Annotated in this window: 9 protein-coding genes; 5 read left to right on the top strand and 4 right to left on the bottom strand. The window is 38.2% G+C overall.

The window, feature by feature from the left end:
- Positions 1 to 47 precede the first annotated feature (47 nt).
- Positions 48 to 3,233, top strand: a complete 3,186-nt coding sequence (locus tag KZZ04_RS04010; protein ID WP_138530862.1) for an amidohydrolase family protein — start codon at positions 48 to 50, stop codon at positions 3,231 to 3,233.
- A 278-nt stretch (positions 3,234 to 3,511) separates the two neighbouring features.
- Here KZZ04_RS04010 and KZZ04_RS04005 read toward each other — a convergent pair whose 3' ends face one another.
- Positions 3,512 to 3,880 carry a hypothetical protein gene (locus tag KZZ04_RS04005; RefSeq protein ID WP_058404286.1) on the bottom strand — a complete coding sequence of 123 codons (369 nt, stop codon included), beginning with the start codon at positions 3,878 to 3,880 and terminating at the stop codon, positions 3,512 to 3,514.
- Positions 3,881 to 4,030: 150 nt separating this feature from the next.
- On the opposite strand from KZZ04_RS04005, the gene KZZ04_RS04000 reads away from it, so the two are divergent.
- On the top strand, positions 4,031 to 4,783 hold the full coding sequence (locus tag KZZ04_RS04000) for a Nif3-like dinuclear metal center hexameric protein (protein WP_138530866.1): 753 nt from the start codon (positions 4,031 to 4,033) through the stop codon (positions 4,781 to 4,783).
- A gap of 243 nt (positions 4,784 to 5,026) precedes the next feature.
- The gene (locus KZZ04_RS03995; RefSeq protein WP_219421890.1) at positions 5,027 to 5,605 is read left to right on the top strand and encodes a DedA family protein; all 579 of its coding nucleotides are present in this window, start codon (positions 5,027 to 5,029) and stop codon (positions 5,603 to 5,605) included.
- 143 nt (positions 5,606 to 5,748) lie between these two features.
- On the opposite strand, the gene KZZ04_RS03990 is transcribed toward KZZ04_RS03995, so the two are convergent.
- The 3 genes from KZZ04_RS03990 to KZZ04_RS03980 form a co-directional block, all read right to left on the bottom strand.
- Positions 5,749 to 6,513: a YdcF family protein gene (locus KZZ04_RS03990; protein WP_257903534.1), complete on the bottom strand. Its 765-nt coding sequence runs from the start codon at positions 6,511 to 6,513 to the stop codon at positions 5,749 to 5,751.
- 53 nt (positions 6,514 to 6,566) lie between these two features.
- A complete protein-coding gene (locus KZZ04_RS03985) occupies positions 6,567 to 7,454 on the bottom strand; it encodes a LysR substrate-binding domain-containing protein (RefSeq protein ID WP_058404289.1) in 888 nt (295 codons plus the stop codon).
- Between the two features lie 630 nt (positions 7,455 to 8,084).
- A complete protein-coding gene (locus tag KZZ04_RS03980) occupies positions 8,085 to 10,454 on the bottom strand; it encodes an EAL domain-containing protein (protein WP_219421889.1) in 2,370 nt (789 codons plus the stop codon).
- A gap of 198 nt (positions 10,455 to 10,652) precedes the next feature.
- Here KZZ04_RS03980 and pyrC point away from each other — a divergent pair, with 198 nt between their 5' ends.
- Positions 10,653 to 11,708: a dihydroorotase gene (gene pyrC, locus KZZ04_RS03975; protein WP_058404291.1), complete on the top strand. Its 1,056-nt coding sequence runs from the start codon at positions 10,653 to 10,655 to the stop codon at positions 11,706 to 11,708.
- Between the two features lie 499 nt (positions 11,709 to 12,207).
- Positions 12,208 to 12,411 carry a cold-shock protein gene (locus KZZ04_RS03970; RefSeq protein ID WP_006792379.1) on the top strand — a complete coding sequence of 68 codons (204 nt, stop codon included), beginning with the start codon at positions 12,208 to 12,210 and terminating at the stop codon, positions 12,409 to 12,411.
- Positions 12,412 to 13,089 lie beyond the last annotated feature (678 nt).

The following is a 13,089-nucleotide window of genomic DNA, read 5'->3' as shown; positions in this document are numbered from 1 at the left end:
GTTGCAATCGGTTAAAACACACAGCAACAATAATAAGTGAGAAAGTTATGAAGAAATTGCTGCATACGGCGTTGGCTTTGTCAGTGTCATTAGCCCTTGGGCAAGTACATGCTGAATCGACCGATAAAAAAGATGAAAAAAAATGGCAAGTAGATTCTCCTAAAGGGCAATTTGTTGACGCTAAAATTAGCGTAGAGCAAGGCACATGGATGAATATTGATATCAGCCCAGATGGAAAAACCATTGTGTTTGATTTACTTGGTGATATATACACAATGCCAATGAGTGGCGGTACTGCTAAACAATTAACTTCAGATATAGCATGGCAAATGCAGCCTCGCTTTAGTCCCGACGGTAAACACATTGCGTTTACTTCAGATCAAGGTGGCGGCGACAATATTTGGGTTATGGATTTAAACGGTGAAAACCAAAGTGCAGTAACTAACGAAACGTTTAGACTATTAAACAGCCCAGCATGGAGCCCCGATGGTGATTTTTTAGTTGCCCGTAAACACTTTACGGCAAGTCGTTCTCTCGGTGCTGGTGAAGTATGGCTATACCATAAAGCGGGTGGTAAAGGCATTCAACTCACTAAGCGCGAGAACGATCAAAAAGACTTAGGTGAGCCAATGTTTTCACCTGATGGGCGTTATGTGTATTTTTCTCATGATGCTACACCGGGTAAAACATTTCACTATTCAAAAGATTCTGTAGCGGGTATTTATAAAATTAAACGCTATGACCGAGAAGCAGGTGAAATAGAAACAATTATTGACGGTATGGGCGGCGCAATTAGACCAACCCCGTCACCTGACGGAAAAACGCTTGCTTATATTAAGCGGGACGACTTTCAAACTAGTTTGTATCTTTATGATTTAACTACAGGTGAGCATACTCAGCTTTACAATAAGCTCGAGCGCGATATGCAAGAAACATGGGCAATTCACGGTGTTTATCCAACCATTGCCTGGACACCCGATAATAAAGAATTGGTATTTTGGGCAGGCGGTAAAATTCAATCCATTGACGTGACAAACAAATCAGTCAGCCCAATTGCATTTAAAGTAGAAACCACTAAAAAAATTCAACCAGCACTTCGTTTTACTCAAAATTTAGACACTGATGAATTTGACGTAAAAATGCTGCGTAATGTACAAGTAAGCCCCGACGGTGAGACCGCTATTTTCGAAGCGTTAGGTTATATTTATAAACGCGATTTAGAATCTGGAAAAATTAAGCGCTTAACAAAACAAACGGATCATTTCGAATTATTTCCGCAGTATTCTCGCGATGGTAAAAAAATAGTTTACACCACGTGGAACGATGAAAAGCAAGGCCAAGTTCGTGTTGTATCTTCTCGCAGTGGTCGAGGCGACACGATTACACAAGAGCCTGGCAAGTATCTAGAGCCAACGTTTAGCCCTAATGGTAATAAGGTTGTTTATCGCAAAGCCAGCGGTGGCAGTATTTTAAATCCTAAATGGTCATTAAACCCGGGTGTTTACAGTGTTAGCGCAAAAGGGGGCAAAAGTGAATTAATTTCAAAAAGTGGATACCAACCACAATTTGGAGCTAATAATGAGCGTGTTTATTTAATGAGCCCATGGCCAAAGCCTTCGTTAAGTGTTGTTGAGTTAGAAAGTAAAAAAGTATCAAAACTTTATGAATCTGAGCATGCCACTGAATTTAGAGTGTCGCCAGATGGGCAATACCTCGCTTTTGCTGAGCGATTTAAAGTGTATGTAACCCCATTAGTTGAAAGCGGAAAAGCTATAAATATTGGGCCTAAAGACAGTAAATTCCCGATAGAGCAGTTATCTGTTCGTGCTGGTGAAAGTATTAGCTGGAGTACCGATAGCAGCAAACTTTATTGGTCATTAGGCCCTGAGCTTTACCATGCGAGTTTAAATGGTGTGTTTGCGATTAACAGTAAAAGCGATGCTGATTTTAAAGTAAAGAGTGGCGAAAACATCGGTTTTAGTAAAAAAATGAATAAGCCAAAAGGCATGTTCGCTTTAACTGGCGGTAAAATTATTACTATGGATGGTGACAAAGTCATTGAAAATGGTGTAATAATTACTGATGGCAAGCATATAAAAGCCGTAGGCTCAGCCTCTGAGATAAACATACCTAAAGATGCTGAAGTAGTTGATGTTACTGGCAAAACTATTATGCCGGGTATTGTTGATGCCCATGCTCATGGTTCTCAAGGTAGCAGTGAGATAATTCCTCAGCAAAACTGGAAGAACTTTGCAGGTTTAGCCTTAGGTGTTACCACTATTCACGACCCTTCAAACGACACCACTGAAATATTTACTGCCAGTGAAATGCAAAAAGCAGGGATGATTGTTGGTCCGCGTATTTTTTCTACGGGTACTATTTTGTATGGGGCGAATATGCCGGGTTATACCTCGCATATTGATTCTTTAGAAGATGCTAAATTTCACTTAGAACGTTTAAAGAAAGTAGGTGCGTTTAGTGTTAAATCATACAATCAACCCCGTCGTGAGCAGCGACAACAAGTAGTTGAAGCAGGCCGTGAACTTGAAATGATGGTCGTGCCAGAAGGCGGCTCGTTATTACAGCACAATTTGAGTATGGTTGTTGATGGACACACAGGTATTGAACATTCAATTCCTGTAGAAAACATATACGATGATATTAAACAACTATGGTCGCAAAGTGATGTGGGCTATACACCAACGCTTGTTGTTGCCTATGGTGGCATATGGGGTGAAAACTATTGGTATGATAAAACTGACGTGTGGAACCATCCACGTTTAAGTAAATTTGTACCTAAAAATCAGCTGTTACCGCGTTCTATGCGTCGTGTTAAAGCACCCGATCACCACTACAATCATTTTAACAACGCACGTGTGTCGGCTGAGCTACAAGACTTAGGTGTATTAGTTAACTTGGGTGCTCACGGCCAACGTGAAGGGTTAGGTGCACACTGGGAGATGTGGATGTTTGCCCAAGGCGGTATGACGCCTCTTGAGGCCATACGCGCATCAACACTCGATCCAGCTAAATATTTAGGCCTGAATAAAGACATAGGTTCACTTGAAGTAGGTAAACTGGCTGACTTAATGGTAATTGATGGCGATCCGTTAATTGATATTCGCAGCTCTGATAAAGTCGAGTATACAATGATTAATGGCCGTTTATTTAATGCAGAAACGATGAATGAAGTCGGTAAAAAAGCACGCCAACCGCTTTATTTTGAAAAGTAACAACTCAAATTAACTTTGTTGAAAAGCGGCTTTAATGCCGCTTTTTTATTTTATGTATTATACCAATCTGTAATAATATTTTATCATTTTGCGGTGCTAAACGTGTCGCTACCTGCGTGAAAATTCTCATTTAAAGCAAGTGAATAGCAAATTTCGCCTTGCTATTAACACGTTTTTCCAGCCTCAAAATAGTTCATTTAATTAAGCGAATTGGTATTGCAAAGAGCAGGCATAAAAAAACCGCTTAACGCGGTTTCTTTTAAAATCATTAATGTTGATTAAACAACACCGCGCGGTAGGCGACAGTCATGATCTTTACGCGCTAGGATTACAATCCACAATTCTTCAGCGGTGTAACCTTCTTCACTTTGTGTAACAACAGTGAACGGCGCTTTTTTCTGAGCAGTAACAGGCGCAGCTTTTTTGGTTTTAGTTTTTTTAGCGGGCGCTTTGTCAGCAGCTGCCGGTGTGGCTTTACCACTGCTTAATTCTTTAGTTAGCTCAGCTACGTCAGCTAGGCGCAAGTTTTTTCCGCCATCGATGCTGTACCAGCCTGGTTTAGTTGTAATTTCAGGTTTTTTACCATTGGCAGCTTCATACGCTGCTTCAAAGGCAGATAGTACTTCTGTTTTGTCTAGTTTGCTCATCAGAGACCCTATACGTTGTGAACACAGATAAAGAGAAGGTATTTATACCTATTTTGAATCAGTTTTTCAATTTTTTGCGATTTTCCTTCCATTTTTAAGCAATAAACGCCAAAATTTGCACAAAATTCAGTGCAAAGTAAGGTTACACATATGCAACGTCAAGAATTTAACCAGTTATTAAATGATATTTTAAAGCCTCATAGTATTAAAGATTTTTGCCCAAATGGGCTACAAGTCGAGGGTAAAAATGAAATTAAAAAAATTGTTACCGGAGTGACAGCAAGCCAAGCTTTAATTGACGCTGCAATTGATGAACAAGCAGACGCTGTTTTGGTTCATCATGGTTATTTTTGGAAAGGTGAGTCTCAGCCTATTACCGGAATGAAAAAGCGAAGAATAGGCGCTTTATTGGCTAACGACATTAATTTATTTGCGTATCATCTTCCTTTAGATATTCACCCAGAGATTGGTAATAACGCGCAACTTGCAAAATTATTAGATATTGAAATACAAACAGGCCTTGAACCTGTGGCTAACAGTGTTGCAATGAAAGGATACCTTAAAACACCACTCAACGGAGATGAATTTGCAGCTAAAATAGCTAAGGTGCTTAACCGAGCACCACTGACTAGCTTAGTTCGCACAAGTAAAATACACACCATTGCGCTGTGTACTGGTGGTGGCCAAGGTTATATTGATTTAGCTGCTGAGCAAGGTATTGATGCATATTTAACAGGTGAAGCGTCAGAGCAAACTATTCATAGTTCACGAGAACAAAATATTGATTTTTTTGCAGCAGGGCATCATGCAACTGAGCGCTACGGTATCAAAGCACTGGGAGAGCTGCTTGCCAAGGAGTACGGTTTTGAAGTGAGTTTTATTGATATTGATAACCCTGTGTAAACTAAAACAAGAATGGTTCAATAGTTTGCTAGTGCTGTTCTAGCAAACTCTATCTATTTTTTTAAAACTGGTGTGAGTAGAGCCTCGACGCTGTTTCGGCTTTACACATACGTTATTTGAACATCGGCCAATTAAATGGCTCTGTTATAAGTTAAGCTGTTTTACTCCTAATAACGATCTTTTAAATTACCCAATTCGTTATATATCACTGGTTTTATAAAAAATGACTTTATAAGGATAATAATGGAAGGGGTTTTGGCTCTACTCGAGCAGTACGGCTTATTTGTTTATCTGTTACTCTTTGGCTATTGTGCATTGAAAAGTGGCTGGCTGCCTTTATTTGCAGGCTACGCTGCTCACACAGGTGCGCTTGATATTAATTTAGTTATTGTAGCTACTTTTATGGGCGGCTACGTGGGTGATGAAATACGGTTTGCCCTAGCAAGAGCCTACGGTACTTCATGGCTAGAAAAACCAAACAAAATAGGTCAGCTATTTAAAACAGCAAGCGCGCTCGCAAATCGTTATGGCCTGGCTTACATATTTTTATACCGATACCCCAAAGGTTTGCGCACAATAGGGGCACTCCCGATAGGGTTAACCAACATATCTTGGCGCCTATTTAGCACCTTAAATGCCTGTTCAGCTTTTTTATGGGTCACTATTTTAGTCGGTGGAGGGTATACTTTTGGAGCAGCTTTTGAGTCTTTAGGTGTAGAGAACTTAACTGCGCTGAGTATATTACTGCTAGGCGTGTTTTTAGTCGTATTTTATCGGCTTTGGACTAAACACTCATTAGTAAGCACTGCAAAAGTGAAATAACGTTAGTGTTTGAAAATAAATCTAGCTAAGACGTTACTCACATAATTACTGTATTGATATTTGAGTTTGCTTCTCTCAAACGGCAAGCATTAAGCGCAAGCCAGTCAAACTTTCGCGTTAAAAGCTGCCCGATAGCACGGTATTTAAAGTGCTTCAGGGTCTAACCATCGACGTACTGCTATCCACGCAGTTCCTATCATTTCATGGCAGTATTGCGTTACAGCTAGTAATGCTTGAGCATTTGGAACAAACTGTTTATGAAGAGGAAACGCGGCAAAATTGTGAAAGTCAGTTGCTGCAGGAATGCTTGTTACACCTTGTACTGAAAACAAGTTTTGGGCTCTGGGCATATGCAATACCGAAGTTACTAACGCTACTTTAAAATCAACTAATTTTGGCGCAAGCAGCGCAGCTTCTTGTGCTGTGTCCATGGCATATGGATTTTGTATAAGCCTATTTTTATCGATGCCTAAGTCAATGGCAGTTTGATACATTAAACTGCTGTTAGTAATATTCTCATAACCGCCGCCAGAAACAATAAGCTGCGATTTTGGGTAGTGTTTGGCCAATTTGACCCCTTCAACCAGACGGGTAAGTGCGCAATTACCTAATTGATTATTGGCACTTAATGCAGGATTGGGATTTATATCGCAGCCCAGCACAACAATCTTGTCTAATTCTGGATGTTTTGATGGGTGAAAAGAAAGAGTTGCTGGCTCGTTGTTTTTTAAAATCAGGTTAGCAACAAACGGTGTACTTATTGCCAACAATGTTGAAAGACCTAAACATGCAATTACTAGAGAAAATTTGCGGCCTTTGAATGCTGAAAACAAAGCGAGAAGTGTAAAAAGACCAAGCAAAGGGAGTGGCATAAGCAAGCTACCAACTAACTTTTTTAAAGCGAACATAATGAGCAACATAAAAGCAATAATTAAAGTAATGTTACTCACTAATGAATGATTTATCGACCGTTATTTAGTTTGCATGTATTTAAAAAGTGACGATATACGGGGTTGTCTTTCATGTCTTTTTTCATTGCTAAGTACATTGGGCGAGTTAAACCAAGTGCACCCAGTGGAATCGATTTTATCAGTCCTTGGCTTTCGTATGGTGTAACCAACCAATCAGGTAATGCTGCTACTCCCATTCCAGCGCTCACTAGCTGAAAAATTAATAAGCCTTGATCAACATTTTTAAGTGTGCCGTCAAAGCGGGCGTTTTGAATAAAGTGCTTAAATATATCTTGGCGCTCACGCGGAATAGGGTATGAAATAATGGTTTCGCTTTTTAAATCAAGTGCGGTTACATACGCTTTTTTAGCTAAATCGTGATCAGGTGCAACAATTAACTTTAACTTAAAGTCGAATAAATGAGCATACTCTAGCTTATCGGGTTCACGGATGTCTGATGTTAGCACTAAGTCTAATTCATCGTTCAGTAAATCTGGAATAGCGTCGTAACTAAAACCACGTTCATAATCAATTTTTATATCTGGCCAAAAGTTATTAAAATCTTTGATTGTTGGAAGTAGCCAGTGAAAACACGCATGGCATTCAACGCTTAGTCGTAATTGTGAAATTGGCTGATTTAAACTTTCTTTTAAACGGCACTTTGTGGCTTCAATTTTAGGTAATATCTCATGGGCTAATTCAAGCAATAACATTCCTTGTGGGGTAAACCGAACAGGTTGTGTTTTACGTTCGAACAGTTGACAGTCTAGCTTGTTTTCCAAATCTTTAATTTGATGCGACAGCGCAGACTGAGTTAAAAATAATTCTCTCGCGGTATTAACTAAAGACCCTGTTTCTTTGAGAGTTGCAATAGTTTTTAAATGTTTTATGCCAATCATCTTTAAAAATTCTCATGAAAAAATTGAGCGGTACTTATTGTTATTTAATACTACGCCTATATAAAAAACGTTTCAACGTCTAGACGTCCAAAGGCTGCTAATAATTATACTTTCTTTAATTAAAAATTTTACTTTTAGCGTAAACTGCTAGATTAAAGCTGGTTTTTTATTGTTTGTATTAATTTACTTCATGATGAAAAGTTAATGTGTCTGTTTTAAAAAATTTTTAGCTGCTTTAGGTCTGTTAATCTTTCAAGGTTGAATTTGCAGCAGCCTGTATGGTACTTGGCAAGGCAGAGCCTATGTAGTGTGGTTGTTTTCCATAAATTAGCGTTAACGTAGTATTAATGCCAAACAGGTTCAGCCTAAAGCGCTCTGCCTAAAGTTTATTTACGCTTTTTTGCTTAGATGGCTGAAGGAAAGGGGGCGTGAACAGGACGCGAAAGCTTTGCTTAGCTTTTACTTATCCTTAAATAAATGTAAGCCAATAAAATAACGCAGGGGCAAGTTATCGAGCCCGCTAGGTTTCAAACCCCAAAGGTCCTCTAGCTTGAACAAGCTTTAATACATAAAGACCTACATCACCTAGCTGCTAGGCTTAATATCTATCGGTGATATTATGTATTGAGGCTAAAGTGGTTTATTAATTAGTAATATAGCTTCATGTGCGGTAACTGGCTTTGATTTTAAGTAACCTTGTCCGTATTCACAGTGCGTAGCTTGTAAAGTTTCTAACTGTCCAATAGTCTCAATGCCTTCAGCAACAACTTCAAGTTTTAACGACTTAGCGAGTGACAAAATAGCCTCAACCAGAGGGTTTGTTGAATCTTGTACGTGGTCAATAAAGCTTTTATCTATCTTCAGAATATGAATTGGCAGCTGATGTAAGTAGCCTAGTGCAGAGTAACCTGTTCCAAAATCATCAAGACACAGTTTTACTTTAAGCGGCGAGAGCCCTTCAATGATTTGTGTGGCAAGCTCTAAGTTTTCTATTAATCCAGACTCTGTTATTTCTAAGCACAAAGACCCTAATGGCAACTGGTATTTGTTATAAATAGCATGGATTTGAGCTACAAAATCTAGGCTTGCAAAATGACGCGATGATACATTCACAGTGACTTTTAAAAAACGGTGTCCTTGTTGATGCCATTTTGAAATATGCTGTGCGGCTAAATCGAGTAGATGTAAATCGAGGTTAATTATTTGGCCTGTTTTTTCTGCGATAGGAATAAAGTCATTGGGAGAAACAAATCCTTTTTTAGGATGGTGCCAACGAACAAGTGCCTCAAAGCCAATAACGTGGCTTTCTAAAATAGTAAAAATGGGCTGAAAATAGAGCTCAAATTCATTTTGTTCAATACCAAGTTGTAAATCATTTTCGATGTCGGCGTGGGTTTTGAGTTTTTTTCTCATTGTATTGTTGAAAAATTTAACTTGCCCACGCCCTGTTGATTTAGCCTCGTACATAGCAGCATCTGCTTGTTGCAATAAGAGGTAGGCTTTATCGTCAACGTTATCGGTATAGGCAATCCCTATACTGGTTGAGGCTTGCAATAAATGGCCATCAACATTTATTGGTTGAGAGAGCGCTTCTTGTATACGGTTGAGCGCTTCTTTGACTTGATTACGATGAGTTATGTTTTCCATTAAAATAGCAAACTCGTCGCCACCCAAACGTGAGAAAGTATCAGTGTTGCGAACGGTGCCTTTTATCAATTCACAAATTTTAATTAAAAAATGGTCGCCAACTTCGTGGCCGAGCGCGTCATTAATGCTTTTAAATCGATCAAAGTCTAAATAAAGTAGGGCATGAACAGTGCCTTTTTTTACACGCGTTAAGCGTAAAATTGCATGCTTAATTCTTTCTATCAGTAAAGAGCGATTAGCAAGCCCTGTTAATCCATCATGTAAAGCTTTGTGTTCAAGCTCCTGCCTAGCCAACTGTCTATCAATTGCCATGCTTATTTGCCTACTCACGTAGGTAAGCAGTGAACTATCGTGTTCATTATAATGATGTGCTTCATGGTAACTTTGCACAACAATTACCCCACTCATACGTTCATTGGCTTTAAATGGTACGCCTAACCAGGATTCAGCCTGGCGACCAATTAATTTGAAATTACCTTGCTCGATATGATCAATGTAGTCTTGTTTTGTTAACAACATGGCTTGATCTGTTTGCAATAGAAAGTAAGACGCGGTGTCTTTAAGCTGCTCTTTGGAGATTTTTTGATGTGTGTTTGTTTGTATTCCGGCTTCAACAATGTAAACAATATCGAGAATGTCGATTTGCTTATCGTATAGCCCAATAAAAAAGTTATCGGCTCGTAATAAGCTATTAATAATAGTGTGTAAAGATTCAAAAAATGTATCTAAGTCACTGGCTTTATAGGTTAAGTTAGCTATTTGAAGAAGACTGTTTTCAAGCTTTTGTGCATCGTTCAATTGTTCTACAGTCGATTGAAGGCTGTTGACCATGTTGACTTGGTTTATTTTAGCGCTTAAAAGATGTGCCACTGTTGTTAATATTTCGAGGTGCGCATTAGTAAAATAGTTCATAGCCGGGTGTTCACAATCAATAACACCTAGAATACGGTCTTTATGTACTAGAGGCACGCAAAGCTCTGATTGAGCAGGGCGTTCGTCTGCAATATAGCGGCTATCTTTTGTGACATCGCCCAGAATTATTGCCTTTTTTGTGGTTGCTACAAACCCTGATATACCTTCATTAAAATTGATTACTTTACGTTGGGCTTTGTATTTGTATCTTTGGCGATCGACTCCCATAGACGCAACAAGGCTTAGCTTAGACGCAGAGTCATCAGCGAGGTAAATAACACAATCAACAAATCCAAGACGATTCACGACTTGAGTCGTTACATATTCAAATAGCTCATCTAATGTGTCGAGTTGTAATAGGCTTGATGAAAACTGATTTATGATACTGAGTTGATCTGTTTTTAATTCAAGCGCTTTAGAGGTATCGATATCGTTCGACATAGGTAAATTATTTATTCTTTTTATACACACATAACTACGTTAACCTAATATTAACGCTTCTACAAAATAAAACGATAAACGTTTTAACAAAGCTGTAAATAATATGGGGCAAATCAGTCATTGATTATTTTTAATAAAATCTTTACTCGAAAAGATCATATGCCTATGATCACATAAATTCAGCTGTGGAATGAAGTAATGACCAGTAATAATACAACCCCTGTAACAACGTTAACAATTACCCGACCTGACGATTGGCATGTGCATTTACGCGATGGTGATCAGCTTAAAGATACGGTGCGAGATATTAGCCGCTATATGGGGCGTGCTATTATAATGCCAAATTTGGTTCCTCCAGCAACCTGTACTGATACTGCTTTAGCGTACAGAGACCGTATAATGGCAGCTAAGCCACAAGGGAACTTCGAACCATTGATGGTTTTATATCTTACAGATAAAACAACACCTGAAGAAATAATTAAAGCTAAGGCATCAGGCAAAGTCTTTGCTGCTAAACTTTATCCTGCTGGCGCGACAACCAATTCTGATTCTGGCGTAACTTCTGTCAAAAATATATATTCAGTGCTTAGTGCTATGCAAGATGTTGGTATGCTTTTACTTGTTCACGGTGAAGTAACTGATTCATCAATTGATATTTTTGACAGAGAGAAAGTATTTTTAGAAACCATTTTAGGGGATGTAGTTAACGACTTTCCAGAGCTTAAAATTGTACTGGAGCACATAACAACGAAAGATGCGGTTGATTTTGTGAATAATGCGCCGAGTAATGTAGCGGCAACGATTACTGCACACCATTTATTGTACAACCGTAATCACATGTTAGCAGGGGGAATCCGTCCTCATTATTACTGTTTGCCAATATTAAAACGTAACATTCATCAACAGGCACTTATGGCTGCAGCTATTAGTGGCAGTAAAAAGTTCTTTTTAGGTACTGACTCAGCGCCTCATTATAAAGACAAGAAAGAAGCTGCGTGCGGTTGTGCGGGAGCTTACACGGCTCATGCTGCTATTGAGCTTTACGCAGAAGCTTTTGAAGAAGCAGGTGCTTTAGATAAGCTTGAGGGTTTTGCAAGCCACTTCGGCCCAGACTTTTATGGTTTAGCGCGCAATAGCGATACAATTACATTGCAAAAGTCGCCTTGGACTGTGCCTGCAAGTTATACGCTTGGTGATTCTGAAGTAGTACCGATAAAAGCTGAATCTGTAATTGATTGGGCTGTTTTAAAGTAAAATTATGCACTTGAAATAAGAGCCGCTTTCTACAGCGGCTTTTTTGTATGTAAATATTTAGGCTCAAGGCTTGTATAAAAAGCTGCAAATTGGCTTGTTACTTAATAATTATTTCTTGTTTGTTTTAGTATGAACAGTAATTAGCCTGTAAAGGGTTAGCAATTGCTGTATTTTTATTAGGGTTTTGTAATAAATATTACAATAATATTTTATTTTTATTTATTTTAATCAAAGTCTTATCTGTTTTTACTCACAGGGTAAGTTTTTTTAGAAATTATTTTCAATTAATAGAGCGAAAAAAAATAGAATGTGTTAATCTTACCTTGCTTTGAGTTTTTATGAATTGAATTTACGGATATTGTGCTGCGTTTAAGGTTACCAGTTAGGTTATTACTTGTTCCTGTACTATACCTCTATTTTTATGAGCATTGACTCAAGGAGGCTATTGCCACAATAACGTGGCAGAATTTTTAATTATTGACTTACAGGAAAATTTAGTATGTCGGTTTCTGGTAAAGTAAAGTTTTTCAACGAAGCTAAAGGCTTTGGTTTCATTGAACAAGAAAACGGTCCTGACGTGTTTGTACACTTCAGCGCAATCTCTGGTTCTGGTTTTCGCACTCTTAGCGAAGGTCAAGCAGTGACATTCAGCATCAAACAAGGTCAAAAAGGCCCTGAAGCTGAGAACGTTGAAGCAGCATAATTTTAATTATGTGAACTCATGTTCATCTTGGTGAAGCAGGTCTCTGTTTCACCATCATCCCTTAAAACGCTCTCATACTAAAAAAGCTCAATACCTCCAATCATTAATAGCGCTCATTTCTTATATCTAAACTCCAAAAGACCATTATATGTCTTAATTTTGTTAGAAACCTGATTTCAATTTAAATATGCTAAACAGTATTTATGCATTATTAATTTTGTGCTTCCTATAAAGCTCTAATATTTTCGTAACTCTTCTAGGTTAACTTGTAAGTTTTAAAGTATTAATATTTACAAAACTCAGCTTCAAACTAGATTATATGGTTAATCGTCAAAACTTTGAGTTTGGATAGTGAGCTAATAAGTAATATACAGTCAACATAGATAAAGACTCGGTTTAAGCTTCATGAAAATAATTAACTAAAGAAAGTCTGTTTTAATTTTGATTTAGCCGAAGCCATTAATGAGATTTTATTTCGTCCATCAGTTTAGAACGCTGCTTATAGTTTTTGAGTGCGAAAAAACCTTCACAATTTCGATATTGAATTCCCTCTATTAGCTTTACAACTTTCAATATGTGTAACGTTTGATTTTTGTGCGTTAAACCGTTCTTTTTCTGAGTTAAAGTGCTAAAAAATGATAAAAAAACGTCAAATAGAGCCTCTAAAAGAGTTTTTTT

It is taken from the genome of Pseudoalteromonas sp. CR1 (assembly GCF_019392235.1).
Taxonomy (GTDB): domain Bacteria; phylum Pseudomonadota; class Gammaproteobacteria; order Enterobacterales; family Alteromonadaceae; genus Pseudoalteromonas.
Note: the sequence above shows the minus strand (reverse complement) of the source record. Positions and strands in the feature narration are given on the sequence as shown.

Excerpts from the sequence above, each read along its gene's own strand:
- KZZ04_RS04010 (WP_138530862.1), top strand. The coding sequence starts at position 48 with ATGAAGAAATTGCTGCATACGGCGTTGGCTTTGTCAGTGTCATTAGCC.
- KZZ04_RS04005 (WP_058404286.1), bottom strand. The coding sequence starts at position 3,880 with ATGAGCAAACTAGACAAAACAGAAGTACTATCTGCCTTTGAAGCAGCG.
- KZZ04_RS04000 (WP_138530866.1), top strand. The coding sequence starts at position 4,031 with ATGCAACGTCAAGAATTTAACCAGTTATTAAATGATATTTTAAAGCCT.
- KZZ04_RS03995 (WP_219421890.1), top strand. The coding sequence starts at position 5,027 with ATGGAAGGGGTTTTGGCTCTACTCGAGCAGTACGGCTTATTTGTTTAT.
- KZZ04_RS03990 (WP_257903534.1), bottom strand. The coding sequence starts at position 6,513 with ATGTTCGCTTTAAAAAAGTTAGTTGGTAGCTTGCTTATGCCACTCCCT.
- KZZ04_RS03985 (WP_058404289.1), bottom strand. The coding sequence starts at position 7,454 with ATGATTGGCATAAAACATTTAAAAACTATTGCAACTCTCAAAGAAACA.
- KZZ04_RS03980 (WP_219421889.1), bottom strand. The coding sequence starts at position 10,454 with ATGTCGAACGATATCGATACCTCTAAAGCGCTTGAATTAAAAACAGAT.
- pyrC (WP_058404291.1), top strand. The coding sequence starts at position 10,653 with ATGACCAGTAATAATACAACCCCTGTAACAACGTTAACAATTACCCGA.
- KZZ04_RS03970 (WP_006792379.1), top strand. The coding sequence starts at position 12,208 with ATGTCGGTTTCTGGTAAAGTAAAGTTTTTCAACGAAGCTAAAGGCTTT.